A 22,528-nucleotide genomic window follows, 5' to 3' on the forward strand; every position below is an offset into this window, starting at 1 on the left:
TACGGCGATAGAACTCGCGCGGACGAAACGTTGCGGCGTCGGGCTTGGTTCCGGGCTGATCAGCCGGGATTGCTTGCGAAGCCGGCCACCATTGCCTCGACATCGGCGCGCGCCGCGTCCAGCGCGTCCTGGCTGCGGGCACGCACGACCAGTTCGGTCCAGAACTTGCCATCGCCATATTTCGGGTAGGAGCCGATGATCGTGTCCGGATGCGCCTTCTGGATGTCGCCCAGCGGCCCGCCGATGAGGCCTTCGCCGAACGGACAGTGCACGGTTGCCGACAGCATCTTGGTGCCGGCCTTCAGCGTCGGCACGACATTGTCGAGCATGGCCTGGAAAATCGACGGCACGCCGGCCATGACATGGACGTTGCCGATCCGGAAACCGGGCGCGACGGACACCGGATTGACGATGAGATCGGCGCCGCGCGGCATCCGCGCCATGCGCTTGCGGGCCTCGGTGTATTCGATGCCGCGCGCGGCGTAGCTTGCCTCCAGCAAGGCATAGGCCTTGGCATGGTACTCGCAAGGCACGCCGAAGGCCTTGGAAATCGAATCGGCGGTGATGTCGTCGTGGGTCGGGCCGATGCCGCCGGTGGTGAACACATAAGTGTAGCGTGCGCGCACGGCATTCACCGCCGCGACGATCTCGTCTTCCTCGTCCGGAACGATGCGCACCTCCTTCAGGTCGATACCGATCGCCGTCATGATGTCGGCAAGATGGCCGATGTTCCTGTCCTTGGTGCGGCCGGACAGAATCTCGTCACCGATGACGAGCATGGCGGCGGTAACGATTTCGGGCATGGAAGGCTCCGGAGGGACGGTCCAAGTCAGATAGCGCGCCAAGGCGGCGGCCGCAATGCCGCCCGTTTCGATGCAAGGTTGCGGCACGACCGGATGCGGCTAAGCTGACGCCGGTTCTGGCCCGGGTGAACAATGCTGTTTTCGATTCTGTCGTGGCTGCTGGCCGTGCTCTTCCTGCTGGCGGTCCTTGGGATCGCCGCTCTGGTGCTGGCGACGCGGTGGATCGCGGCGAAGGCCGAAAGACTGGTGCCGCCGGTCGGAAAATTCATCGAGATAGACGGCAACCGCATCCACTATGTCGATGTGGGCGAGGGGCGGCCGATCGTCTTCCTGCACGGGCTCGGCGCCCAACTTCATCACTTCACGTCCACCCTGTTCGGGCGGTTCGACCCGGGCTACCGGTTGATCGCGCTCGATCGTCCGGGGTCGGGCTATTCGGTGCGGGCGAGCGGCGCCACGGGCCGGCTGCCGGAACAGGCCGAGATCGTGCGGCGCTTCATCGAAACGCTGCGGCTGGAAAAGCCGCTGGTGGTCGGTCATTCCCTCGGCGGCGCCATCGCGCTGACCCTGGCCGTGGAACACCCCGAGGCGATTTCCGGCATCGCCCTGCTGGCGCCATTGACCCATCTGGAAGATGGCGCGCGCGAAAAGTTCGGCCCGCTCTACATTCCCTCACGCCTGCTGCGCCGGGTCATGGCCCATACGATGGCGGTCCCGACAGGCCTCAGATATGCGCGGCCGACCATGGAATTCATCTTCGCGCCGCAAGTGCCGCCCGCCGACTACATGGTCGCGGCAGGCGGGTGGCTCGGGCTCAGGCCGGCCCATTTCTATGCCACGTCCTCCGATGTCGTGGCGATCGAACGCGATCTCGGCCGCATCGAGGGCCGCTATGGTGAGATCGCCATGCCGGCCGGCATTCTCTTCGGGGCGGCCGATCGCGTCATCGACATCCGCATCCATGGCGAGCCGATGCAGGACAAGATCGAAGGGCTCGATTTCGAAGCTGTCGACGGTCTCGGCCACATGCCACAATTCGTCTGGCCGGAACGGGTCATTGCCTTCATAGAGCGCATTGCGGCCCGCGCGTTTTCCGCGCGGACACGGCCTCACGACAATTTCACTGAACCACTCGGCTGATTGCCGTGTTGTCGGCGCCCTGCCTGTCCGTCGCCGAAACCGGTCGCGGATCTCGGATTCAGTCGGAGATCTCTGTCTGCGGGCGGTCCCGGCCATCGGCCAGTTCGTCGTGCCATTTGCCGTCCGCATCCTCGTACTGGATGCCGTCAGTGGCCCCGGCGACCTGCTGCTCGGCCGAAGCGATTTCGGCGGCGCGCAATGCGTCGTGATGGGTGGGAAACGTCTCCGAGAAAGTCGCTCCGACCTTGTAGGCCCAGCCGCCGTCATGCTCGACGATCTTGTAAGTCAGCTTCGCCATGAAAACCTCCGGTTGAAAGGTCCGTCTGCTCAATGCAGCCGGTCGTCGGGCAGTCTGTCGTCGGGCACCAGCACTTCGGATTCCTTGGCGGCTTCAATCAGCGCCCGGCGCGCATCCGCTGTGGAACGATAACCTTCCAGCACTTTGAGGCAAGTGTCGAGGGCATCACGATGTCGCTGGCCACGATTGAGCGGCCACACCGTCATCAGGCACTCCGCCGCCTCCTGGGTGCTGCGTATATGGCGATATTTGCCGACATGGCCGAGCTCGACCACGACTGGCGTTTCAAAGGGCTTTTTGTCCATCATGGCCGCAACGCAAAGCAGCCAATTTGGTTGCAACCATGTCCTTCAGCCTGCGCCCAAACGTCTCAGTAGCCGCAATCGTTGCGCAGCCAGCGTGCGTTTGCCCAACCGGTCGTGCCGCCGATCTCGACTTGATACCAGTTGCCGCGCCTGTCGAAGATCTCGGTATGATCGCCATTGAACAGCTGTCCGATCATCCGCGACGACGAATTCGGCCGTGCCCGCACGGCGAGAAAACCGCTGCCAGTGGCCAGATTGTAGCGGCCGGAAAGGCCGTGCACCGTGCCTTCGCAATATTGCGCGCCGGCCGGCGTCGCCGCGCCGATCCAAAGCCCAGCCACGGCCGTCAGCGCTGCAACCGGCAAGAATGTCCTGAACGACATGATCTCCTCCCAAGCCTGGCCGCGCCCGCCGCGGCCTCACCCAACGTAACAGTTCGCGGACAAAATTGAAGCTGTGCAAACTATCCAGAACTGCGGGCAGGGCCGCGCTGGCGTCGGGAGGCCGGGCCGGTCAGCCCGCCGCCTTCATCCAGTGCTGCATCGTGGTCACCGAACGGGCTAGCTGCGGCGCCGGGTGGATTGTCTCGCTGAACGTGGCGGCCGCGCGCCATCCCCAGCGCGGGTCGGCCAGGAAGGCACGCGCCAGCCCCACCATGTCGGCGCGGCCTTCGGCGACGATTGCCTCGGCCTGCTTCGGGTCATCGATCAGGCCCACCGCGCGGGTCGGAATGCCCGCGCCCTTGCGCACGGCTTCCGCCAGATGCACCTGGTAGCCGGGGCCGGTGGGCAATTTCTGCAACGGCGAATTGCCGCCGCTCGAGCAACAGAGATAGGCGACGCCGACGGCCTTCAACGCCTTTGCCACCTCGATCGCGTCTTCGACGTCGAAGCCGCCGTCGACCCAATCCTTCACCGACAGCCGCGCGCCGAGCATCAGCTTTGGCGTTGCCTTCCTGACCGCTTTGGCGATCTCGACGACCAGGCGCATGCGGTTCTCCAGCGAACCGCCCCAGCGGTCGGTGCGCTGGTTGGACAGGGGCGACAGGAACTGGAAGATCAGGTAGCCATGCGCGGCGTGCAGTTCGATGAAGTCGAAGCCGGCGCGCTCGGCCCGCCTTGCCGCCTCGGCGAACCGTTCGATGAGCTGCAGGATTTCCTCGTCCTCCAGCGCGCGCGGCACATTCCAGCCGGTGTCGTAAGCGATGGCCGAGGCCGAGACGGTCTGCCAGGGATCCTCGTTCGGCTGCAGCGGCCCGCCGCCTTCCCACGGCTTGCGGTTCGAGGCCTTGCGGCCCGCATGGGCAAGCTGGGTGCCGAACCTTGTGCCGGGAGCAGCGACGCGCCTGGCCGCGTCCAGCGCCCGGCGGGCGCCCGCCTCGTTGTCCTCGGAGTAAAGGCCGAGGCAGCCATGCGTGATGCGTCCGCGCCGCTCGACGTCGGTCATCTCGACCGTGACCATGCCGGCGCCGGACATGGCAAGGTTCATCCAGTGGTAGAGGTGCCAGTCGCTGGCCGAGCCGTCCTCGGCGGAATACTGGCACATCGGCGCGACGGCGATGCGATTGGGGAAGGTGAGGCCGTCAAGGGTGATCGGCTGGAAGAGCGATGCTGTCATGAAGTGAGGCTCCGGGAGGGGTAAGCCGTTATCTAGGCAATGGATCGAAGGCGCGCCAGACACGAGACGGTGAGACGCCCTTTTTGGACCGATTGCCTGCATTGCGCAAATGCCGGTTCGCGGCTACGCCTCGGCCAACAGCATGGAGACCATGATGGAAGATCGCATTCGCATCCGTTCCGAGGAGGTTCTCTCCGACGACTGGGCCGTCCTGAAGAAAACCGTCCTCGACTATCGCCGGCGGGACGGGCAGTGGGAAACGCAGATTCGCCAGACCTATGATCGTGGCGACGGCGCGGTGATCCTGCCCTACGATCCGTCGCGGTCGACCGTGCTTCTGGTGCGCCAGTTCCGTTATCCCGCCTACGTCACTGGCCACCGTGAGCCGCTGATCGAGGCCTGTGCCGGCCTGTTGGACGAAAACGATCCGGAAACCTGCATCCGCAAGGAAGCGGAGGAAGAGCTGGGCTACCGGCTGAACAACGTCGAACGGTTGTTTTCGCCCTATATGAGCCCGGGCAGCGTCACCGAACGGCTGTGGTTCTTCGTTGCCCGCTATTCACCGGCCGACCGCATCTCGGCTGGCGGCGGTGCGCCGGAAGAGGGCGAGGACATCGAGGTGCTGGAAATGCCGCTCGACGAAGCGCTGGCCGGTATTGCCGACGGCCGCATCATCGATGCCAAGACCATCATCCTGATCCAGCATCTGAAGCTGAACCCGATCCCTGCCTGAATCCCCGGATTGTTCCACGCTCCCGGCTTTCGGCCCGTCGCCGACGATTTGACTTAGAGCAATGCAGCATCGGGTCGCCGGCCGTAGAGATTGGGTTCAACCGTAGGGACGTGGACATGATTTTTCATGCAACGACCAGAAGCGCCGCGCTCGGCACGGTCGTCTCCATTCCAGCCATGGGATCCGCTCCAGTGGAAAGGGCCTCTGCCGCAAACTTGAACGAAAGCCCGATCCTGGCCGGCTTTCGGCGCTGGGAAGCGCTCAGGAATTCGATCTCTTTTGGCATCTCCGACAGCGATCTGAAGCGTGTCCACAGGAGCATGTCCGAGATCGTGGAAACCATGTTCGCAACCCCGGCCACAACCACCCTTGAGTTCGCGGCGCAGTTCATGGTCGTTTGCAGCGGCGACGAGATCGAATACCGGCGGGCTGCCCGCGAGCTCCATGCTCACGCGCAAACCCTGGTCGGCATGCTGCCTCAGTGAGCGGGACCCCGCTGATTGAACGGCCATCGTGTCCGATGTCTTCGTGACCGGCGTTGCGCCCTTCCAACTCACGGAGCGCGCGGCAATCGCGCGCACACCCTGTTCGTGTCGCAATGCTCGACATGTGATGGCAGCGCCCAAAAACACCGTCGCTTCCAGGCTGCCTGAAAGTCGAACCGACATGTCGCAAATCGCAGCGGTGGTGCGGACGACGGGAATCGAACCCGTACGATCAGAGATCGAGGGATTTTAGGTCTATTGGTCGGCGGTTCCCCTCCGGGTCAAAAGCCCGGAAAGCTGGGCCTTCGACTAGTTATTGAAGACCGTTTTTTCACACATAGCTGGGAAATTCCCACGATATTCCCACACGATCTAGCGCGCCTGCATGTCCCATGCTCTTTGCAAAATCTCAAACCACACGTACATGTGCGTGCTCTGCGGGCGTGGTGAAATTGGTATACACACCGGACTTAAAATCCGGAGGCTTCGGCCATGCGGGTTCAAGTCCCGCCGCCCGCACCAATAGGTATCTGCTCTATGCGTTTTGAATTGTTCTTCTTGGGCCGGATACCATCAGGCAACAAAGGTGGCCCGCACCTGAACTTTGCCGTCGACTTCCGAACCCAAATGCACCACCAGCTTGTTCGCCTCTGGCAAACTAACCCCCTCCTTGATCACAAGCATTGGGTGTCTAAGCCGTACAACGAAAGCACGTGGGACGGCGTCGCGACCTTCGAGCGACACGGGCTGGACTTCGTGGTAGTGGCAAGTCAGCGCGCGTCGTTGTTCATCAGGATGGACGTCCATTTTTATGAACCCGCCGGCGTGTTGTCGGTGGCAAGCGACGTTGCCGATGTCGACAACAGGGTCAAAGTGCTGTTCGACCTTCTGAGAATACCCGATAACCCCAAACATATCCCTCCAGGGCTGCAGCCACACTACTGCCTCATGGAGGACGACCGGCTCATTTGGGAGCTAACGGTCAAGCGCCATAGGCTCCTTCGCACCTTGGAGGGAGTGGAGTACATGACACGACTTGATGTTAGCGTCCTTCCGTCTCGTGGAACGATGGGAAATTCGTCAATCGTGGACACTGCAGTCTATTAGCAGGCCGGTCGAACCCGTTGCCGGAGCCGAAAAGGAAAGCCGGCTCACATACTTCTCCCACACAATTCCCCACATGATCCCTTGCGCGCCGCAACAGTCGCTTGTGCGGGATCGTTGCACCACTGCATATAACAAACGTAGCAAAAACAGCGGGTTGACTGCACAACTTTAGGTGGCCGAAATTGCCGGCTCAACCGAGCGGTTTTGGAGCAACAATTTGGCACGTTAAGGTATTGATTTTATTGACGATGCGCCGGTCTATTTTTTAAGTCCCTTGCGTCTACCAATTCCGCCACGTCCGCAGACCACCGCTTTTCAGACGCCTGACAGAGGCCGTCAAGTCGTGATCTTGGCCGGTAGTGGGTCGCGACACCTATGGAAAGCGCGACGCTAGTGCTCGCTAGGGCCTGATCTCGTCGCCGCCTGCATATCTCGCCAAGTCTGCTACGGCTGCCTCGAAGGCTTCTCGTATCTCTGTCTGGCTAAAGTAATGATCCCATAACTCGGTCATCAGGTAATTCATGGCAAAAGGTAGCAAGGGAAGGTCAGGCCAAGGATTGCTGTCGTGCAGCTCACGTAAAACGATGCCGAAATCGCAGATGGTCGTCGAAACGCGCATCTGCCATGCGTCTTTTGGGTCGTCGGGATTCATCGGTATGGTCATGCTGCGTATCTCAGCAGCATTTCTCGCTTTTGCGCAACGAGCACTTAAGGCAACCGCAATAAATTCAAACTGACCCACTACCTCCTGGCCACGCCTGAACGCGCAAACCAGACCGGGTGGCGTGGTTATGCTGGCGTGATCACGGAATTACGCGCGCCGCAGGCACCGCTAAGATGTCGCTTGGCGGATCGGACCCGCCAAGGCCGGCGCTTCTCAGGCCCAACCCAATCCCCCCGCCCACTGGGGGCGTCGGCCGCTCCCTTCCGCCGAGATGGCCCATCGAGCCACGGCCGTGGCCGGTGGCGTCACGCTGCCGGTGAGGTTCAGAACTTGTAGCTCAGGTTGATGCCGACCGTGTTCAGCTTCACATTCTGATCGCGGTCGACGAAGGGATCCGGCGTGTCGTAATGCTCGGAGCCGAAATCGTAGTAGCGATATTGCGCGCCGACGACGAACTTGTCGGTCAGCGCGTAGTCGACGCCGGCGCCCACGGTCCAGCCGACATTCGTGCGTGTGCTGGAGAACGCCGAACCCACGGCTTGCGAGGTTTCGATACCGGCAAAGGCGATGCCGCCAATGCCATAGACCAGCAGCCGATCCATCGCGTATCCGGCCTTGGCGTTGACCGATCCGAACCATTTGATGTCGGTGCCGAAATTGTTTCCCGGGCTTATTTCGGCCGCGCCGTTGATCGACGAATAGTTGAGCTCTGCCTCGGCGCCGAGCACCGCCTGGTCGAACTGCCACAGGCCGGCGACATGGCCGCCGACGAAACCGCCGTCAATGTCGGGCGAGACGGAAAATGGCCCGCCATCTGTCCCTGATATATCGGATCGGCCCCAGCCATAACCGGCCTGCAGACCGGCGTAATAGCCGGTCCAGTCGAAGCCGGGCGCGGTCATCGGCACATCGACCGCCGGGTCCGCCGCGAAAGCCGGCACGGCCAGAGCGGCAAGAAAACCAGCACTTGCGACCATCAGGCGACGCATCGAACTCCCCGAAGGAAGAGTCTGAAAAATCCTTGCAAGGAAAGGTATCCCCATTTGTGATAAAACGGAATTCTATTTCTGACTCTGGTAAATATCACTCGCCGCGCCTGCATCGGCAAGGCGAGGACAGGTGGTGTTGTCGTGGCATCCGCGCCATGCAAGATCGGCGGCTTGCGGGAGGAAATCCAGATGCTGTTTCGCCTGATCGCCGCAGTAGCCATCGTGCTGCTTGCCCGCGGCCTCGCCATCGCCGAGCCGTTGACGCTCGCCATTGCCAGGGCCGTGGTCGTACCCGATCCAGCGCCAGGACAAGTGGCGCTCAACCTCCAGATGACGCCGGACAGCGCAAAGGCGTTCGCCACCTTGACCAAGGCGAATGTCGGGAAGCTGCTCGATCTCAGCGTGGGCGGCGCCGTGGTGATGTCGCCGCGGCTGGTCGAACCCATACTCGGCGGCGAGGTCATGGTCAGCGGCAGGTTCGCCGAGGGTGAACTCAGGCGTCTCGCGGAACGGATTTCGGCCGGAAAGGCGGAAGTCACGGTCGGCGTGAAGGCTGAATAGTCTTCGTGAAGGCTGATTGGCCTTCGTGAAGGCCGGGTGAGCTTTGTGGGATGAAGATGGAGTAGGCCTCAAGCGATCCACCGTTTGACGCTGGCCAAAACCACGCTGGCTTGGCACAGTCGGGCAAACAGGAGTCCTTCATGGCAAAGAAGCCGTCGGCGCATGCGACGAAACCCAAACCGTGGACCGAGATGGCGACGCATCTGGTCGACGTCGCCATGGGCCGGAAACCCGCCGATCTGGTCATCCGCAACGGGCGCTGGGTGAACGTTCATTCGGGTGAGGTCATCGCCGGCACCGACATCGCCATTGCCGGCGGTCGCTTCGCCTATTGCGGGCCGAACGCCAGCCACGCCATCGGCCAGGGCACCAAGGTGGTCGACGCTGGCGGCCGCTATCTGGTGCCCGGCCTCTGCGACGCGCATATGCATGTCGAGAGCGGCATGGTGACGGTGACCGAGTTCTGCCGTGCGGTCATTCCGCACGGCACCACCTCGATGTTCATCGATCCGCACGAGATTGCCAATGTGCTGGGCTTGCCTGGTGTGCGGCTGATGCATGACGAGGCCGTCGCCATGCCCATCAACGTGCATGTGCAGATGCCGTCCTGCGTGCCCTCGGCACCGGGGCTGGAACATGCCGGCGCCGAGCTGACGGTCGCCGATGTCGCGGAAGCGATGACCTGGGAGAACATCATCGGCCTCGGCGAAGTGATGAACTTCCCCGGCGTCGCCGCCAACGATCCGGTGATGTCGGGCGAGATCGCCGCCACGGTGAAAGCGGGCAAGACGGTTGGCGGTCACTACGCGTCGCGTGATCTCGGCCTGCCGTTCCATGGCTATGTCGCGGGTGGCCCGGAGGACGACCACGAAGGCACGCGCGCCGAGGACGCCATCGCTCGTGTGCGCCAGGGCATGAAGGCGATGCTGCGCCTGGGTTCGGCGTGGTACGACGTCGCCTCGCAAATCAAGGCGGTCACGGAAGGCGGCATCGATCCGCGCAACTTCATCCTGTGCACCGATGACAGCCATTCCGGCACGCTGGTCCACGAAGGCCATATGGACCGGGTGGTGCGCCACGCCATCCAACAGGGGTTGAAGCCGGTGACGGCGATCCAGATGGCGACACTCAACACCGCCCAGCATTTCAAGCTGGAGCGCGAGATCGGCTCGATCGCGCCGGGGCGGCTTGCCGACCTGCTGATCGTCTCGGATCTGGCCGCGATGGCCATCGACGAGGTCTATGCGCGTGGTGTCAGGCTGGCCAAGAGCGGCAAGCTCGAAATCGACATTCCGGCCTATGACTATCCCCGGACGGCGAAGAACACCGTCAAGCTCGGCAAGAGGCTAAAGGCCGGCGACTTCGACATCGTTGCCCCCAAGGGCGCCAACGAAGTGCGGGTGCGCGTCATCGGCGTCATCGAGAACCAGGCGCCAACGCGCGCGCTCGAGGCCGACCTTCCTGTCGAGGACGGGCTGGTCGCCATGGATCGCCGCAACGACGTCTGCCAGATCGCGCTGGTCGAACGCCACAGGGGCACGGGCGGCGTCACCAACGCCTTCGTGTCCGGTTTCGGCTACATGGGCGACTGCGCCATGGCCTCCAGCGTCGCGCATGACAGCCACCACATCATCGTCGTCGGCACCAACAAGCAGGACATGGCGTTGGCGGTCAACCGGCTGGGCGAGGTCGGTGGCGGTGTCGTGCTGTTCTCCAAGGGCAAGGAACTGGCGCTGGTCGAGATGCCGATCGCCGGGTTGATGTCGGACGAGCGCGCCGAAATCGTGGCGGCCAAGGCGGAGAAACTGACAGAGGCGATGCGCAAGATGGGCTGTTCACTGAACAACGCCTACATGCAGCACTCGCTGCTGGCGCTGGTCGTCATCCCGGAGCTGAGGATTTCCGATGTCGGCCTGATCGACGTGACGACTTTCCAGAAGGTCGATCTGTTCGTCTGAGATCGGCCGTCCGCGCTTCGTTGCTTACCCACCGGTGGCGATGGTCAGCACCTTGAATGGCGTGGTGATGACGATTTCGGCGACCGAGCCGACGGCCTTGCCGAGGCCCTGGCCAAGATTGTCGAGCCGCGCGGGCGGTGTCTCGTCCGAGGCAAGGCCGGCCGGCGTGCGCAGCCGGTCGCCGAGCAATTGCACCAGGATCGGATTGTCGGCGAATTTGGCATGATTCAGGCGATCACCGCCCTTGGCTTGGGAAAGGTCGACGACCGACACGCCATAACTGGCGAGATCAGCGGCATTGCCGTAGTCGCCGACACGCGGCTTGTCGCCTGAGATCAGGGAAGAGAGCTTGAGGGCCCGATCATCCGCGGAGAGCAGGATCGCAAACGGCTTATCGGGTTTGCCGTAGCGGATCATCTGCTTCTTGAACACGTCGACATCGATGTCGGGCGAGGCCAGGATGACATAGCCGAGCTTGCCGCCGAGATCGCGATCGCCGGTGATGGCGAGCTGGCGCAGCGCCTCCATCGTCACCCAGGTTCCCATCGAATGGGCGATGATGTCGATGCTCTTGACCCGGGTCTTGGCCAGCATCCTGAGCGTCGCTTCAAGGTCGTCGCGAGCGGCGTTGGCGCTTTCCTTGTCGTAGATATAGCCGGTCGTCTTGCCGCTGGACGCCCATGAGAACAGCACCGGTGTGCCGGGAAACTTGGTGTCGTGCGCGATCTGTGTCAGGCGGTAGATGCCGTCATCGAAACCATTGTTGAAGCCGTGCACGAAAACCAGCGCCCGGTCGCCGCGCATGGCGATGTCGGCGCCGACCGCCTTGGCGAATTGCGGCGCGCCGTCATAGAAGGTGACGTCCTTCGCCGTGAAATGCTTGGCCGGATTGCTGTTGGCGGATCCCTTGGCCCGCTCGATCGCTCCCACCTGGTGGGCTTTGGGAACAGTCACGTCGACGCGGGCGTAGCTGGTGGTCAGCGAGCGATCGCCGTCGAAGACCTGCCGCGGGTCCTTCGTTGCCTTGCGGCGTGTCGTGGCAACGAAAATCTCGTGCGTGGCCGCAATGTCCGAAGCAGGGACGGCGACCGTCGTCCTGTTGAGCAGGGCATGCGTGTTCTGACCGGCGCAGCCGGTGACAGCGAGCGCGAACACGACGATGACTAAGCTTTTCAGACGCACGGTCACACGCCGGCTCCCGCAAAGGGGGACGTCAAACGCATGACGTCGCTGGCTACTCCGATAAAGCCATAGGCCGGCGCGGTCCAGTTCAAAGTGCGCCGAGGCTTCCGCAATGGTGAACGGGCGGGGCGAAAGCCTCGCGAGTGCATCTATTGTCCGAGCAGGCCAATGCGATCGGTCACGTCACGGTCGCTGGCAAAGCCGTCATCCTCGCGCAGCCGCTGGCCGATCATCTTCACCAGTACCGGATTGTCGGCGAATTTCGTGTGGTTGAAGCTATCCGTTCCCTTGACCTTGGAGAGGTCGACGACCGTCACGCCGTAGGAGGCAAGATCGGCGGCATCCTTGTAGTCGCCGACGCGTGGCCGTGAGCCGGCGATCAGGCCGGAAAGCCTCAGCGCACGATCGTCATCCGACAACAGCAGGATGAACGGCTTGTCGGGCTTGCCGTAGCGCCGCATCTGGCTCTTGAACACGTCGACATCGATGTCGGGCGAGGCCAGCACGACGTCGCCAAGTTTGCCGCCGAGGTCGCGGTCGCCGGTGATGGCCAACTGGCGCAGCGTTTCCATGGTGACCCAGGTTCCAAGCGAATGCGCGACAATGTCGATGCGCCGCGCCCCGGACTGCTGCAGCATCCTCAACGTTACTTCCAACTGGTCGCGGGCCGCGCTGGCGCTTTCCTTGTCATACACATAGTCGGTTGTCTTGGCGCCCGATGCCCAGGAAAACAGCACCGGTGTACCCGGATAACCGGAATCATGGACGATCTGTGTCAGGCGATAGACTGCGTCGTCGAAGCCGGTGTTGTAGCCGTGCACGAAGACCATGACACGACCGCCGCGTGCCGCGATGTCGGCGTTGATCGCGCTGGAGAATTTCGGCTGTGTGTCGTAGCCGACGACCTCGGAAGCCATGAAATATTTGGCCGGGTCATCCGACTTGCCGCGCGAGCGCCGCTCTATCTGGCCAGTCTGATGGATTCCGGGCACGGTGACGCTGACGCGGGCGTAGTTCAGCGTGGCTGAGCGCTCGCCGTCGAAAACCTTGTTTGGATCGTCGGACTTCTTGCGTGTCGTGGCGATGAAGATGCTGTGATTGCCGGCAATCTCCGTCACCTGCGTCGCGACGACGGCACTGCCAAGCAATTCCTGTGTTTGCTGGCCGGCGCAGCCGGCAACGAGCAGGACAAGGACAACCGCAAAAATCTTCTTCAAAGGCACGTCTGAAATTCCACTCCGGCCAAAAGGCCTGTCTACCCCCGCGACACCTCCCGGACAGTTTAAGTGCGGCGGAAGTAAGTCATCTCCGGTCGAAATGTGATCAGCGCCTTGCGACGGCCATCGCACTGTTGCGTGAAAGCCGAACGGCGGGAGAAATGCCGGTATGCGGGCCTCGCGGTGGTTCGCTCAACCAGCGGCACCGTCGGCTCGCCGAATTCCAGCAGCGGCATGATTTTGAGGGCGACCGATGCAACAGGCATGAACAAACGCCGCCAAGTGCTTGCGAGGATTCTGCGAATACCGTTGCAGAGGGGCATGAATGGCCGGGCAATGGCGTCGAGGGGCCGGATATGCAATAGGCAGGATTGGCTGCACGAGGCGAGCGCGTGCAACAAACAGAGGGTGTGCGGCCTGATCGATGATAGAGGTCGGCACGAGACATGCGGTGCAAGGTGGTTTTCCGATGAACAGTTTTTCTGCCCGAGTCGCTGCCGCCGCCGCCGCGATCCGCCAGATCTTCCCGGAGACACCGCTGCAGGAGAACGACTATCTGTCGAAAAAGACCGGTGCGCGGGTGCTGTTGAAGCGCGAGGACCTGTCGCCGGTGCGCTCCTACAAGATCCGTGGCGCCTTCAATTTCTTTCGCAAGACGCTCGCGGCGGGCAACGAGGCCGAATTGTTCGTCTGCGCTTCCGCCGGCAACCATGCGCAGGGATTTGCTTTCGTCTGCCGCCATTTCGGCAAGAAGGGCGTGGTGTTCATGCCGGTGACGACGCCGCAGCAGAAGATCGACAAGACCAGGCTGTTCGGCGGCGATTTCGTCGAGATCAGGCTGGTCGGCGATTTCTTCGACGATTGCTATCGCGCCGCCTTCGAATTCACCGAAAGCTCGGGCGCCCACATGGTGCCGCCCTTCGACCACAAGGACATCATCGAGGGCCAGGCGACTGTTGCCTACGAGATATCAGGCCAGATGCCGGGCGCGCGCATGCCCGACATCATCATGCTGCCGGTCGGCGGTGGCGGACTTGCCGCCGGCGTCACGCATTATTTCGCTGATCAGGGCCGGGAAACCCGCTTTGTCTTCTGCGAGCCGGCCGGCGCGCCAAGCCTGCGCGAGAGTCTGGCTGCGGGAAAGCGGCTCAAGCTCGCCAAGGTCGACAATTTCGTCGATGGCGCGGCGGTGGCCGAGATCGGCCGCGAACCGCTGCGGCATCTCAAGGATTTTCCGGCCGACACCGTGCGGCTGATCCCGGAGAACCGGCTCTGCGCCACCATGATCGAAATGCTCAACGTCGAAGGCGTCGTGCTGGAGCCGGCCGGCGCCCTGGCGATCGATGCGTTGAAGGATTTTTCGAAGAAGGAGATCCGAGGCAAGACCATCGTTGCCGTGGTTTCGGGCGGCAATTTCGATTTCGAGCGGCTGCCGGACGTGAAGGAGCGGGCGCTGCGCTTCGAGGGGCTGAAGAAGTACTTCATCATCCGCTTCCCGCAGCGGCCGGGCGCACTGCGCGACTTCCTTGAAATGCTGGGGCCCGACGACGACATCGCCCGGTTCGAATATCTGAAGAAATCGGCGCGCAATTTCGGTTCCGTGCTGATCGGCATCGAAACCAAGGACCGTCGCAATTTCGACCTGCTCAAGGCGAATTTCGAGGCCGAGGGCGTCCAGTATCAGGACATCACCGACAACGAGACGTTGGCGGGGTTCATCATATGAGCGGTGCGGGAAAAGTCTTCATCGCGCTGTTTTCCGGCATCAATGTCGGCGGCAATCGCATCGTCAAGATGGCGGAGTTGAGGTCGTTCTTCGAGGATCTCGGCTTTGCCGATGTCGCCACCTATGTGCAGAGCGGCAACGCCGTGTTCCGGGCGAAGAAGGGCGACGCGGCCGCGTTGACGAAACAGATCGAAGCAGCCTTCGAGAAGAAATGGGGTTTCCATTCGCGCATCATGGTGCGTGATCTCGGCTGGTTCGAGCGGCTGGTGAGCGAAAATCCCTATCCGGACGTGGCAGCGGAGCACACGAAGCTGCACGCCTATGTGCTGGAGCGCGCGCCGACCGCCGACGAGGCGGCGAGGCTGGCTGAAAAGTGCACCGGCCCTGAGAGCTTCGAGATCAAGGGCGATGTGCTCTACCTGCATGCGCCGGATGGGCTTGGCAAATCGGTGTTTGCCGGGCTGATCCCGCGCACCCTGAAGGTGCCCGGCACCGCGCGCAACTGGCGCTCGGTGCTGGCGCTGCTGGAGATAGCCGGTCAGGCTGGCAGCAAGTAAGATACCTATGCCGCCGAGGCCGGTTTCCAGTCGAAGGTCAGCTCTTCGCGGAAAGCAAAGCGCTTGATGTGATCGGCGACGACGCCTTCAAGGCGCTCGAGCGATCCGGCTTCGTCGGTCGTCACCGCGATGTGGAGCGCGCTCGCATCGGCATCCAAGACAGTGCGGCCGAGCGAGAGATCGATGGTGCCATGGGTGGGATCGAACTCGACGGGGAATTTGTGCGCCCAGTGTTTGCAGAGCTGCTGCAGGTAGCGGCTGGCATGTTCGGTGGTGACGTCGGCATGGCTGGTCGGCATAAGTGAATTCTCCAGGGGAGGGACAGGCGCCCTTTTACATAACCATGGGCCGGCGCTGCGACGCCGGGCCGATGGCCTGACAGATAGGCGTCGTCTTGCCGAACGCCAAAGCCTGTTGGGCAATTTTCGCCCCGCGGCGGGTCGATGCCTACCAGCTTCCGGTATTCGCCATCGAAGCCCAGGGTTCGGCCTTGGCCTTCGCCGGGCCCTTCTGCAAAAGCTCGATCGAGATGCCGTCCGGCGACTTGATGAAGGCCATGTTGCCGTCGCGCGGCGGGCGATTGATGGTGACGCCGCTGTCCATCAGCCGCTGGCATGTGGCGTAGATATCGTCGACCTCATAGGCGAGGTGGCCGAAATTGCGCCCGCCCTTGTAGTCCTCCGGGTCCCAATTGTAGGTCAGCTCGACCAGGGGTGCCTTTTCGTTGACGCCACTCGCCTCGTCGTCCGGTGCGGCGAGGAAGATCAGCGTGAAGCGGCCTTGCTCGTTTTCGTAGCGGCGCACCTCCTTGAGACCGAGCTTGGCGCAGTAGAAATCGAGCGAGGCATCGACATCGGCGATGCGGACCATGGTGTGCAGATAGCGCATGTGATTTCCTCGACAGATTGCGTTGCGGCGCAACATAGGGTTGGCCCGGTCAAAGGGCAATCGCCCGGCGGCTGGCAATGCCGGCAAAGAACAAATCCGGTATTGCCGCAATGAACCGTGAAAAAAGGCACGGCAGGTCTTGCACACACCGGAAGCGGCGGTGTTAATCTGATGTCAAGAATCAGTTGCGGTGTTCTTGAACAAAGGGGGCATTCTTATGGGGGAAAAGGCCTCTTTGACGGGGCGGAACGGAACCCTTGGCGACGCCTTGACGCGCGACGAAGGCGGCGATGCCGCTGACCTGCTCGAAATAGCCGGCGCCATCAAGTGGTTCGATGTGGCCAAGGGCTATGGTTTCATCCTCCCGGATGATGGTATTTCGGGCGACATCCTCCTCCATGTGACATGTCTTCGAAAGGACGGCTTCCAGACGGCCCTGGAGGGCGCGCGCGTGGTCTGCCTCGTCAAGCATGGCGATCGCGGATTGCAGGCCTTTCGAGTGCTCTCCATGGATGTCACCACCGCGGTCCATCCGGCCGAGATGCAAGAGCAGCGCACCCATGTTTCGGTGACGCCGGAGAGTGGCCTCGAACGCGCTTTGGTGAAATGGTTCAACCGCACCAAGGGATTTGGTTTTCTCACCCGTGGCGAGGGCACCGAGGATATCTTCGTCCACATGGAAACCTTGCGCCGTTACGGCATCACCGAGCTTCGGCCCGGGCAGGTCGTGCTTGTTCGTTTCGGGCGCGGCGACAAAGGCCTTATGGCCGCCGAAATTCACCCCGATATGGGGACCTTGCCGGTCTCGCACTAGGGCGGTTCCGGGCGAGGACTTCATATGAATCACAGGAACTGGCTGACGGCGGGCGTGATGTGCGCCGTAGTTGCCGTTATCGTCGCCGCAGGCGCCTTCTTCCATTCCGCGGAGTCCAGCGCGGCCGATGGCCGGGCGATGATCCTTCCTGTCGACCCGACGCCGCTGGTCGCGGTGACGAAAGGCGGCGAACGCTCCTTCTCGATCGAAGTCGCGGATACCGAGGCCGAGCGCGAGGCCGGCCTGATGTTTCGCGAAGACATGGCGGGCGATCATGGCATGCTGTTCGTCTTCGAGGAGACACGCGACGTCAATTTCTGGATGAAGAATACGCCGATGCCGCTGGACCTGATATTCGTCGGCCAGGACGGCAGGATCCGCGCGATCAAGCCAGGCGAACCGCAATCCGAGGCGATCATCTCACCCGGTGTGCCGGTCCGCTTCGTGCTCGAACTCAAGGCCGGCACAGCTGCCAGGGATGGGATCGCCGATGACGATCTCTTGCGTCATCCGGCAATCGGCACAGCGTCATCTCCCGGCATGCCGCCGGCCGACAAGGGCGATTCGCCGAACGTCGATTCCGACTGAGCGCGAAGGATCGCCTTTCGATGCAGTTTTTTTCCCATGACGGTTTCGATCTTGCCTTCCTCGACCGCCAGCCGGCCTCGGGCGAGGGCGATCCTGTGCTCATGATCCACGGCTTCGCCTCCACCCATTATGTCAACTGGGTATCGCCCGGCTGGTTCAAGACGCTGAACGATGCTGGTTACCGCGCCATCGCCTTCGACAATCGCGGCCACGGTTCGTCGTCCAAGAGTTATGACGAGGCTGACTACACGCCGCTCAAGATGGCCTCGGATGCCGCAGCCTTGCTGGACCATCTCGGCATCCAGCGCGCCCATGTCATGGGCTATTCGATGGGAGCGCGCATAGCGGCGTTCCTGGCGCTGTCCGATCCGGACAAGGTGGCGACGCTCGTCTTTGGTGGCCTCGGCATCAGTATGATCGACGGTGTCGGCGATTGGGATCCGATCGCCGCGGCCCTGCTTGCCGATGATCCCGCCACGACCGGCCATCCGCGCGGCCGATCGTTTCGCGCCTTTGCCGACCAGACCCGCAGTGACCGCCGGGCGCTGGCCGCCTGCATAGTCGCCTCGCGGGAGCTGCTGAGCGAGGAAGAAGTTGCCCGTATCGCACAGCCGACGCTGATCGCTGTCGGCACAACGGACGACATTGGCGGCTCGCCCGGTGAACTGGCGGCCTTGATGCCGAACGCCAGGGCCTTTCCCATCGAGGGTCGCGACCATATGCTGGCCGTCGGGGACAAGACCTTCAAGCAGCGGGTGCTGGAGTTCTACGCCGAAAATCCGCTTTGAGCCGGCTCGGCGGCGGTTGACCTTCTTGTGACGCATGGAAATGCGCGACCCCAATCCAGCGCCGGCCCGGATCAAGCCGGTTTCGGCGCGACCTTCGACAGGCGGGTGGCTCGCGCTCAGTCCGAGGCTCTTGCTGCTTGAACCGACTTCGCCATCACGCACAGCAGCTCGAACATCATCGTTGCGCCGGCGAGCGCCGTCATGCCGGCAAGATCGAATGGCGGCGCCACCTCCACGACGTCGGCGCCGACAATGTTCAATCCGTCGAGCAGGCGGACCATCTCCTGCGCCTCGCGTGTGGTGAAGCCGCCGAGCTCGGGCGTGCCGGTGCCGGGGGCCATCGATGGGTCGATGCAGTCGATGTCGAAGGTCACATAAAGGGGGGCGTTTCCGACGATGGTGCGCGCCTCTTCCATGACGCTGGCCGCGCCTCGCCTGACGAACTCCTCCATGTAGATGATGCGGATGCCCTGGGCGACCGCCCAGTCATGTTCGCCTGGTTCGTAGATCGAGCCACGAATGCCGATCTGGACGATGCGCTTCGGATCGAGCAGGCCCTCTTCGATGGCGCGGCGGAAGGGTGTGCCATGCGTGTAGGGATTGTCGCCGAAATATCGGTCATTGGTGTCGGAATGCGCGTCGAAGTGGATCATGCCGACCGGCGCATTCCTCGCAATGGCGCGCAACACCGGCAACGTCGTCAGGTGATCGCCGCCAGCGGCCAGCGGAATGGCGCCCGCCGCGACGATCGCCGCGATGCCGTCCTCGATGCGCTTCAGCCCGTCGAGAAGGTTGATCGGATTGACCGACAGATCGCCGACATCGGCGACATTGGCGATGCTGAATGGCTCGGTTCCGGAGACGTGATGGGCACGCCGCATCAGGCTCGACTGGTTGCGGATCTCGCGCGGGCCGTGCCGCGCGCCGGCGCGGTTGGTCGTGCCGCCGTCCCATGGGATACCGACGAGCGCGATGTCGAGCCCCCTGGCGCTTGCCACGGCCGGCAGTCTCATGAAGGTCGAGAGCCCGGCGAAGCGAGGAACGGCGGAAGCGTCGATCGGCTGGAAGAAATTGCTGCTCATGGTATCGACACCTCAGGAGAATTCACGTTTGACAATATCCGCAATGCGGGTCTCGCAGTCGCCGAGCAACCATCGGCCTTTTTCCGCCGATGAGCCCTCGGTCAGCGATAGCACGCCGGACGGCGGTACTTCCTCGGTAGGCCTCGGATAGCGGTCATAGGGCTTGAACTGTGCGGGACCGTCATGCAGCGCCTTGCCCAGGTCGACGAGTTCCGGACGCAGCGCCAGCATCATCGAGGTCTCGATCACGCTAGCGTGCTCGAGCTCGATGCCGGGGTAACCGTGGGGGAACACTTTCGCCAGCGTTTCGGCGCGCACCATGTCCCAATGGTCGATGCGCAGGATCGTCAGATCCGTCGCACGCTCGCGGCCGATGGCGTCGAGCGCGAGTTCGATGCCCTCGATCGACGGGCCGATATTCTCATAGTGGCCATTGAGCACGACGATGCGCCGGACCTTCTGGCGATAGAGGTCGCAGATCACATCCTTGACCAGCAGCGAGAACGTATGCGCCGTGATATTGATCGTACCGGGAAAAGCCGGACCGCCGCCTGTCCTCGGCTGTGAGCGATTGCCGTAGGCGATGGTCGGCGCCACCAGACCGCCGACCTGCCTCGCCACCTTCTCGGCAATGGCGGTCGGGATGACGACGTCGACATTCATCGCCATGTGGTGGCCGTGCTGTTCGGTCGCGCCGAGCGGCAGGAAGACAGGAGCGCCGGCGGCGATCCGTTTCTCGGCTTCGGGCCACGGCAGTTCAGCGAGGAGAATGCGGTCTTTCATGAACATCTCATTTCAAAGCATCGCCGCGCCACCATTGGCGCCCAGGCATTGTCCGGTGAAGAAGGTGGCGCCGGGGCCAGCCAGGAAGACCACCGCGGAGGCGATTTCGTCCGGTCGGCCGATCCGCCCCAGCGGGTGTGTCGTTTCCAGCGCGCGCTGGCTCTCGCTCAGCGCCTCGAAGCCGAGAAGCGGCGTGTCGGTTGGCCCCGGCGCCACGGCATTGACCAGGATGCGAGGGGCAAGCTCGCGCGCCCAGGAGCGGGTCAGGCCGAGCAATGCTGCCTTCGTGGCGCAATAGACAGAGGCGCTCGCCCGGCCGAGATAGGCGAGTTCGGAGGCGATGTTGATGATGCGGCTGCCATCGGGAAGATATGGCAGGACTTCCCGCGCCACGATGATGGCGCCGCGCACATTGACGGCGAACATGCGGTCGACGTGGTCGACCGAAATCGCGCCAAGCGGCGCTTCCTGGAGAATGCCGGCATTGTTGACGAGGATGTCATAGCCGCCGATCCGCTCCGCGCCCTGCCTGACCGCGGCAATGATGTCGGCCTCGATGGAGAGGTCGCAGGCAAGGATCGGGATATCGCCGCCGGATGCCTTGAGATCGAAGCCGAGAACGCTGGCCCCCGCGTCTCGCAAAGCGAGCGCGGTGGCGCGGCCGATGCCGCTGGCCGCGCCGGTGACCAGCGCGCGTTTTCCCTGGAGCGGGGTTACCAAGGCACTTCTCCCCTGTCTACGCCGAGCGACTGCCCGGTGATGTCGGCCGCCAGGTCCGACGCCAGGAACAGATAGGTCCCGGCCATGTCGGCCGGCTCCATCAGGCCCGGCAGGGCCTGCGCGCCGACGATGCTCTCGAGCAGCGTCGCCTCGCTGACGGCGCCTTGCTCGGCCATGCGGCCAAGCGAGCGCATCGACGCCTGCGTGCGGACCCATCCGGGACAGACCGCGTTGACGCGGATGCCCTTGGATCCAAGTTCCTTGGCCCAGGTTTTGGTCAGGCCGATGATGGCGTGCTTGGAGGCGACATAGGCGCCGAACCGTGCTTCGGCGACGCGGCCCCAGATCGATGCGGTGTTTATGATCGACGCACCGGCCCGCATGCGCGGCAGCGCGCGCGCGGTGACCAGCGCCGTGCCGATGATGTTGATCTCGATGATGCGCCGGAAGGCGGCTTCCGTCTCATCGCTGCTGTCGGTGATCGGCGTCATCAGTTCGAGGCCGGCATTGTTGATGAGCACGTCGATGCGAGCGATCGGTTCGAGTGCCGCCGCGATAGCCGCACGATCGGCAATATCGGCCTCCGCGCTGCTGGCGCCCAGTTCACGCGCCCGTTCGTGCACGGCAGGGTCGTTCGCGATGAGGTGCAGGCTGGCGCCAGCCTGCGCGAAGCCCTTGGCGATGCCGAGCCCGATGCCGCGGCTGGCCCCGGTGATCACCACCGTCTTCCCGGAGAAGGAGAGGCTCATACGACCGCTCCGGTCTCATTGCGGATCAGATGCAGGACCTTGTTGCGGAGCTCGAAGAATTTCTGGGTTTCGCGGATCTCCAGCGGCCGGTCCGGCCCAAGCTCGGCCGCCACGTCGATGTCGGCGACGATCGAGGCCGGCCGGCGCGAGAACAGGATGATGCGGTCGGCAAGGAACACCGCCTCCTCGACATCATGGGTGACGAAGATGACGGTCTTCTCCTCGCGGATCTGGATCTGCCGCAGCTCGACCTGCAGGCGCTCGCGCGTCAACGCGTCGAGTGCGCCGAAGGGTTCGTCCATCAACAGCACATCCGAGCCGGCAGCCAGCGTGCGCGCTATGGCCACGCGTTGGCGCATGCCGCCCGAGATCCGGTTCGGATAGGAGCCGGCGAAGTCGGCAAGCCCGAACAGGTCGAGATAGTGACCGATACGCTCGGCCTTTTCCGCGCCGTCGAGATCCTTGCGATAGCGCATCCCGAAAGCGATGTTCTTCTCGACGGTCAGCCAGGGAAAAGACGAATAGGACTGGAACACCATGCCACGTCGCCGGTCCGGCCTGACGACCTTTTCGCCGCCAAGCAGGATCGAGCCCGAGCTCGGTTCGTCAAGCCCTCCGACCATGCGCATCAAGGTGGTCTTGCCGCAGCCCGATGGGCCGAGGAAGACGACCAGCGAATTGCGGTCCAGCCCAAGACTGGTCTTGCGCACGACATTGACAGGGCCGAAGGACTTTGCCGTGTCGACGAATTGAACATATCCGGTCATTGTCATG

28 protein-coding genes and 1 tRNA gene are annotated in these 22,528 nt (G+C 63.0%); 11 read left to right on the plus strand and 18 right to left on the minus strand.

The genetic code is table 11. From position 1 onward, the window contains the following. Positions 1–59: 59 nt before the first annotated feature. Positions 60–803: a competence/damage-inducible protein A gene (locus tag OOJ09_RS14125; protein WP_269905800.1), complete on the minus strand. Its 744-nt coding sequence runs from the start codon at positions 801–803 to the stop codon at positions 60–62. A 132-nt stretch (positions 804–935) separates the two neighbouring features. Here OOJ09_RS14125 and OOJ09_RS14130 point away from each other — a divergent pair, with 132 nt between their 5' ends. Next, a complete protein-coding gene (locus OOJ09_RS14130; protein ID WP_269905801.1) occupies positions 936–1,943 on the plus strand; it encodes an alpha/beta fold hydrolase in 1,008 nt (335 codons plus the stop codon). Between the two features lie 58 nt (positions 1,944–2,001). Here OOJ09_RS14130 and OOJ09_RS14135 read toward each other — a convergent pair whose 3' ends face one another. The 4 genes from OOJ09_RS14135 to OOJ09_RS14150 form a co-directional block, all read right to left on the minus strand. Continuing rightward, positions 2,002–2,241, minus strand: coding sequence for a DUF2188 domain-containing protein (locus tag OOJ09_RS14135; RefSeq protein ID WP_091578370.1), 240 nt, complete (start codon positions 2,239–2,241; stop codon positions 2,002–2,004). A 29-nt stretch (positions 2,242–2,270) separates the two neighbouring features. Then, positions 2,271–2,549 (minus strand): DUF982 domain-containing protein, encoded by a 279-nt coding sequence (locus OOJ09_RS14140; RefSeq protein ID WP_091578371.1) that lies wholly within the window; start codon positions 2,547–2,549, stop codon positions 2,271–2,273. A gap of 62 nt (positions 2,550–2,611) precedes the next feature. Continuing rightward, positions 2,612–2,929, minus strand: a complete 318-nt coding sequence (locus OOJ09_RS14145) for an SH3 domain-containing protein (RefSeq protein WP_269905802.1) — start codon at positions 2,927–2,929, stop codon at positions 2,612–2,614. A gap of 130 nt (positions 2,930–3,059) precedes the next feature. After that, the gene (locus OOJ09_RS14150; protein ID WP_269905803.1) at positions 3,060–4,163 is read right to left on the minus strand and encodes an NADH:flavin oxidoreductase/NADH oxidase; all 1,104 of its coding nucleotides are present in this window, start codon (positions 4,161–4,163) and stop codon (positions 3,060–3,062) included. Positions 4,164–4,317: 154 nt separating this feature from the next. On the opposite strand from OOJ09_RS14150, the gene OOJ09_RS14155 reads away from it, so the two are divergent. The 3 genes from OOJ09_RS14155 to OOJ09_RS14165 all read left to right on the plus strand — a co-directional run bounded on the left by OOJ09_RS14155 (position 4,318) and on the right by OOJ09_RS14165 (position 5,903). After that, the gene (locus OOJ09_RS14155; protein ID WP_269905804.1) at positions 4,318–4,896 is read left to right on the plus strand and encodes an NUDIX domain-containing protein; all 579 of its coding nucleotides are present in this window, start codon (positions 4,318–4,320) and stop codon (positions 4,894–4,896) included. Between the two features lie 116 nt (positions 4,897–5,012). Further along, complete coding sequence (locus OOJ09_RS14160; RefSeq protein WP_269905805.1) at positions 5,013–5,381, plus strand: hypothetical protein; 369 nt, start codon at positions 5,013–5,015, stop codon at positions 5,379–5,381. A 437-nt stretch (positions 5,382–5,818) separates the two neighbouring features. Beyond that, positions 5,819–5,903, plus strand: a tRNA-Leu gene (locus tag OOJ09_RS14165). Between the two features lie 51 nt (positions 5,904–5,954). Here the strand turns inward: OOJ09_RS14165 and OOJ09_RS14170 are convergent. The 3 genes from OOJ09_RS14170 to OOJ09_RS14180 all read right to left on the minus strand — a co-directional run bounded on the left by OOJ09_RS14170 (position 5,955) and on the right by OOJ09_RS14180 (position 8,141). After that, on the minus strand, positions 5,955–6,296 hold the full coding sequence (locus OOJ09_RS14170) for a hypothetical protein (protein ID WP_269905806.1): 342 nt from the start codon (positions 6,294–6,296) through the stop codon (positions 5,955–5,957). 592 nt (positions 6,297–6,888) lie between these two features. Continuing rightward, a complete protein-coding gene (locus tag OOJ09_RS14175; RefSeq protein WP_269905807.1) occupies positions 6,889–7,152 on the minus strand; it encodes a hypothetical protein in 264 nt (87 codons plus the stop codon). A 323-nt stretch (positions 7,153–7,475) separates the two neighbouring features. Continuing rightward, a complete protein-coding gene (locus OOJ09_RS14180; RefSeq protein ID WP_269905808.1) occupies positions 7,476–8,141 on the minus strand; it encodes an outer membrane protein in 666 nt (221 codons plus the stop codon). A 141-nt stretch (positions 8,142–8,282) separates the two neighbouring features. Here OOJ09_RS14180 and OOJ09_RS14185 point away from each other — a divergent pair, with 141 nt between their 5' ends. Together OOJ09_RS14185 and ade are read left to right on the plus strand one after the other, a co-directional pair. Then, positions 8,283–8,702: a SecDF P1 head subdomain-containing protein gene (locus OOJ09_RS14185; protein ID WP_269905809.1), complete on the plus strand. Its 420-nt coding sequence runs from the start codon at positions 8,283–8,285 to the stop codon at positions 8,700–8,702. A gap of 140 nt (positions 8,703–8,842) precedes the next feature. Beyond that, entirely contained in the window at positions 8,843–10,660 is a 1,818-nt protein-coding gene (gene ade, locus OOJ09_RS14190) for an adenine deaminase (RefSeq protein WP_269905810.1), read from the plus strand. Positions 10,661–10,684: 24 nt separating this feature from the next. On the opposite strand, the gene OOJ09_RS14195 is transcribed toward ade, so the two are convergent. The 3 genes from OOJ09_RS14195 to OOJ09_RS14205 form a co-directional block, all read right to left on the minus strand. Further along, entirely contained in the window at positions 10,685–11,848 is a 1,164-nt protein-coding gene (locus tag OOJ09_RS14195) for an alpha/beta hydrolase (protein WP_269905811.1), read from the minus strand. Between the two features lie 143 nt (positions 11,849–11,991). Next, positions 11,992–13,065: an alpha/beta hydrolase gene (locus OOJ09_RS14200; RefSeq protein ID WP_269905812.1), complete on the minus strand. Its 1,074-nt coding sequence runs from the start codon at positions 13,063–13,065 to the stop codon at positions 11,992–11,994. 59 nt (positions 13,066–13,124) lie between these two features. Beyond that, positions 13,125–13,325, minus strand: a complete 201-nt coding sequence (locus OOJ09_RS14205) for a hypothetical protein (protein ID WP_269905813.1) — start codon at positions 13,323–13,325, stop codon at positions 13,125–13,127. 203 nt (positions 13,326–13,528) lie between these two features. Here OOJ09_RS14205 and ilvA point away from each other — a divergent pair, with 203 nt between their 5' ends. Continuing rightward, positions 13,529–14,785: a threonine ammonia-lyase IlvA gene (gene ilvA, locus OOJ09_RS14210; RefSeq protein WP_269905814.1), complete on the plus strand. Its 1,257-nt coding sequence runs from the start codon at positions 13,529–13,531 to the stop codon at positions 14,783–14,785. Next, complete coding sequence (locus tag OOJ09_RS14215) at positions 14,782–15,342, plus strand: DUF1697 domain-containing protein (protein ID WP_269905815.1); 561 nt, start codon at positions 14,782–14,784, stop codon at positions 15,340–15,342. Before ilvA ends, OOJ09_RS14215 begins: the two co-directional genes overlap by 4 nt. 5 nt (positions 15,343–15,347) lie before the next feature. On the opposite strand, the gene OOJ09_RS14220 is transcribed toward OOJ09_RS14215, so the two are convergent. Continuing rightward, entirely contained in the window at positions 15,348–15,641 is a 294-nt protein-coding gene (locus OOJ09_RS14220; protein WP_269905816.1) for a DUF2218 domain-containing protein, read from the minus strand. Between the two features lie 148 nt (positions 15,642–15,789). Next, positions 15,790–16,230, minus strand: coding sequence for a lactoylglutathione lyase (gene gloA, locus OOJ09_RS14225; RefSeq protein ID WP_269905817.1), 441 nt, complete (start codon positions 16,228–16,230; stop codon positions 15,790–15,792). A 217-nt stretch (positions 16,231–16,447) separates the two neighbouring features. Between gloA and OOJ09_RS14230 the strand changes: the two genes are divergently transcribed. Genes OOJ09_RS14230 through OOJ09_RS14240 form a run of 3 tightly spaced genes read left to right on the plus strand, consistent with a single transcriptional unit; the run spans position 16,448 to position 18,420 of the window. Further along, positions 16,448–17,044: a cold-shock protein gene (locus OOJ09_RS14230; RefSeq protein WP_269905818.1), complete on the plus strand. Its 597-nt coding sequence runs from the start codon at positions 16,448–16,450 to the stop codon at positions 17,042–17,044. Positions 17,045–17,068: 24 nt separating this feature from the next. Next, positions 17,069–17,632 (plus strand): DUF192 domain-containing protein, encoded by a 564-nt coding sequence (locus OOJ09_RS14235; protein ID WP_269905819.1) that lies wholly within the window; start codon positions 17,069–17,071, stop codon positions 17,630–17,632. A gap of 20 nt (positions 17,633–17,652) precedes the next feature. Further along, positions 17,653–18,420, plus strand: a complete 768-nt coding sequence (locus tag OOJ09_RS14240; RefSeq protein WP_269905820.1) for an alpha/beta fold hydrolase — start codon at positions 17,653–17,655, stop codon at positions 18,418–18,420. Between the two features lie 116 nt (positions 18,421–18,536). Here OOJ09_RS14240 and speB read toward each other — a convergent pair whose 3' ends face one another. The 5 genes from speB to OOJ09_RS14265 are packed head-to-tail and all read right to left on the minus strand — an operon-like array spanning position 18,537 to position 22,521. Further along, positions 18,537–19,502, minus strand: a complete 966-nt coding sequence (gene speB, locus OOJ09_RS14245; RefSeq protein WP_269905821.1) for an agmatinase — start codon at positions 19,500–19,502, stop codon at positions 18,537–18,539. A gap of 12 nt (positions 19,503–19,514) precedes the next feature. Next, a complete protein-coding gene (locus OOJ09_RS14250; RefSeq protein WP_269905822.1) occupies positions 19,515–20,285 on the minus strand; it encodes a creatininase in 771 nt (256 codons plus the stop codon). 12 nt (positions 20,286–20,297) lie between these two features. Then, positions 20,298–21,005, minus strand: a complete 708-nt coding sequence (locus tag OOJ09_RS14255; RefSeq protein ID WP_269905823.1) for an SDR family NAD(P)-dependent oxidoreductase — start codon at positions 21,003–21,005, stop codon at positions 20,298–20,300. Next, entirely contained in the window at positions 20,999–21,754 is a 756-nt protein-coding gene (locus OOJ09_RS14260; RefSeq protein WP_269905824.1) for an SDR family NAD(P)-dependent oxidoreductase, read from the minus strand. The genes OOJ09_RS14255 and OOJ09_RS14260 overlap by 7 nt, the downstream gene beginning before the upstream one ends. Beyond that, complete coding sequence (locus OOJ09_RS14265; RefSeq protein WP_269905825.1) at positions 21,751–22,521, minus strand: ABC transporter ATP-binding protein; 771 nt, start codon at positions 22,519–22,521, stop codon at positions 21,751–21,753. The genes OOJ09_RS14260 and OOJ09_RS14265 overlap by 4 nt, the downstream gene beginning before the upstream one ends. Positions 22,522–22,528 lie beyond the last annotated feature (7 nt).

It is taken from the genome of Mesorhizobium qingshengii (assembly GCF_027563465.1).
Lineage (GTDB): Bacteria > Pseudomonadota > Alphaproteobacteria > Rhizobiales > Rhizobiaceae > Mesorhizobium > Mesorhizobium qingshengii_A.

Coding starts and splice junctions, on each gene's coding strand:
- OOJ09_RS14125 (WP_269905800.1), bottom strand. CDS start 803: ATGCCCGAAATCGTTACCGCCGCCATGCTCGTCATCGGTGACGAGATT.
- OOJ09_RS14130 (WP_269905801.1), top strand. CDS start 936: ATGCTGTTTTCGATTCTGTCGTGGCTGCTGGCCGTGCTCTTCCTGCTG.
- OOJ09_RS14135 (WP_091578370.1), bottom strand. CDS start 2,241: ATGGCGAAGCTGACTTACAAGATCGTCGAGCATGACGGCGGCTGGGCC.
- OOJ09_RS14140 (WP_091578371.1), bottom strand. CDS start 2,549: ATGATGGACAAAAAGCCCTTTGAAACGCCAGTCGTGGTCGAGCTCGGC.
- OOJ09_RS14145 (WP_269905802.1), bottom strand. CDS start 2,929: ATGTCGTTCAGGACATTCTTGCCGGTTGCAGCGCTGACGGCCGTGGCT.
- OOJ09_RS14150 (WP_269905803.1), bottom strand. CDS start 4,163: ATGACAGCATCGCTCTTCCAGCCGATCACCCTTGACGGCCTCACCTTC.
- OOJ09_RS14155 (WP_269905804.1), top strand. CDS start 4,318: ATGGAAGATCGCATTCGCATCCGTTCCGAGGAGGTTCTCTCCGACGAC.
- OOJ09_RS14160 (WP_269905805.1), top strand. CDS start 5,013: ATGATTTTTCATGCAACGACCAGAAGCGCCGCGCTCGGCACGGTCGTC.
- OOJ09_RS14170 (WP_269905806.1), bottom strand. CDS start 6,296: ATGTTTGGGGTTATCGGGTATTCTCAGAAGGTCGAACAGCACTTTGAC.
- OOJ09_RS14175 (WP_269905807.1), bottom strand. CDS start 7,152: ATGACCATACCGATGAATCCCGACGACCCAAAAGACGCATGGCAGATG.
- OOJ09_RS14180 (WP_269905808.1), bottom strand. CDS start 8,141: ATGCGTCGCCTGATGGTCGCAAGTGCTGGTTTTCTTGCCGCTCTGGCC.
- ade (WP_269905810.1), top strand. CDS start 8,843: ATGGCAAAGAAGCCGTCGGCGCATGCGACGAAACCCAAACCGTGGACC.
- OOJ09_RS14205 (WP_269905813.1), bottom strand. CDS start 13,325: ATGCCTGTTGCATCGGTCGCCCTCAAAATCATGCCGCTGCTGGAATTC.
- ilvA (WP_269905814.1), top strand. CDS start 13,529: ATGAACAGTTTTTCTGCCCGAGTCGCTGCCGCCGCCGCCGCGATCCGC.
- OOJ09_RS14215 (WP_269905815.1), top strand. CDS start 14,782: ATGAGCGGTGCGGGAAAAGTCTTCATCGCGCTGTTTTCCGGCATCAAT.
- OOJ09_RS14220 (WP_269905816.1), bottom strand. CDS start 15,641: ATGCCGACCAGCCATGCCGACGTCACCACCGAACATGCCAGCCGCTAC.
- gloA (WP_269905817.1), bottom strand. CDS start 16,230: ATGCGCTATCTGCACACCATGGTCCGCATCGCCGATGTCGATGCCTCG.
- OOJ09_RS14230 (WP_269905818.1), top strand. CDS start 16,448: ATGGGGGAAAAGGCCTCTTTGACGGGGCGGAACGGAACCCTTGGCGAC.
- OOJ09_RS14235 (WP_269905819.1), top strand. CDS start 17,069: ATGAATCACAGGAACTGGCTGACGGCGGGCGTGATGTGCGCCGTAGTT.
- OOJ09_RS14240 (WP_269905820.1), top strand. CDS start 17,653: ATGCAGTTTTTTTCCCATGACGGTTTCGATCTTGCCTTCCTCGACCGC.
- speB (WP_269905821.1), bottom strand. CDS start 19,502: ATGAGCAGCAATTTCTTCCAGCCGATCGACGCTTCCGCCGTTCCTCGC.
- OOJ09_RS14250 (WP_269905822.1), bottom strand. CDS start 20,285: ATGAAAGACCGCATTCTCCTCGCTGAACTGCCGTGGCCCGAAGCCGAG.
- OOJ09_RS14260 (WP_269905824.1), bottom strand. CDS start 21,754: ATGAGCCTCTCCTTCTCCGGGAAGACGGTGGTGATCACCGGGGCCAGC.
- OOJ09_RS14265 (WP_269905825.1), bottom strand. CDS start 22,521: ATGACCGGATATGTTCAATTCGTCGACACGGCAAAGTCCTTCGGCCCT.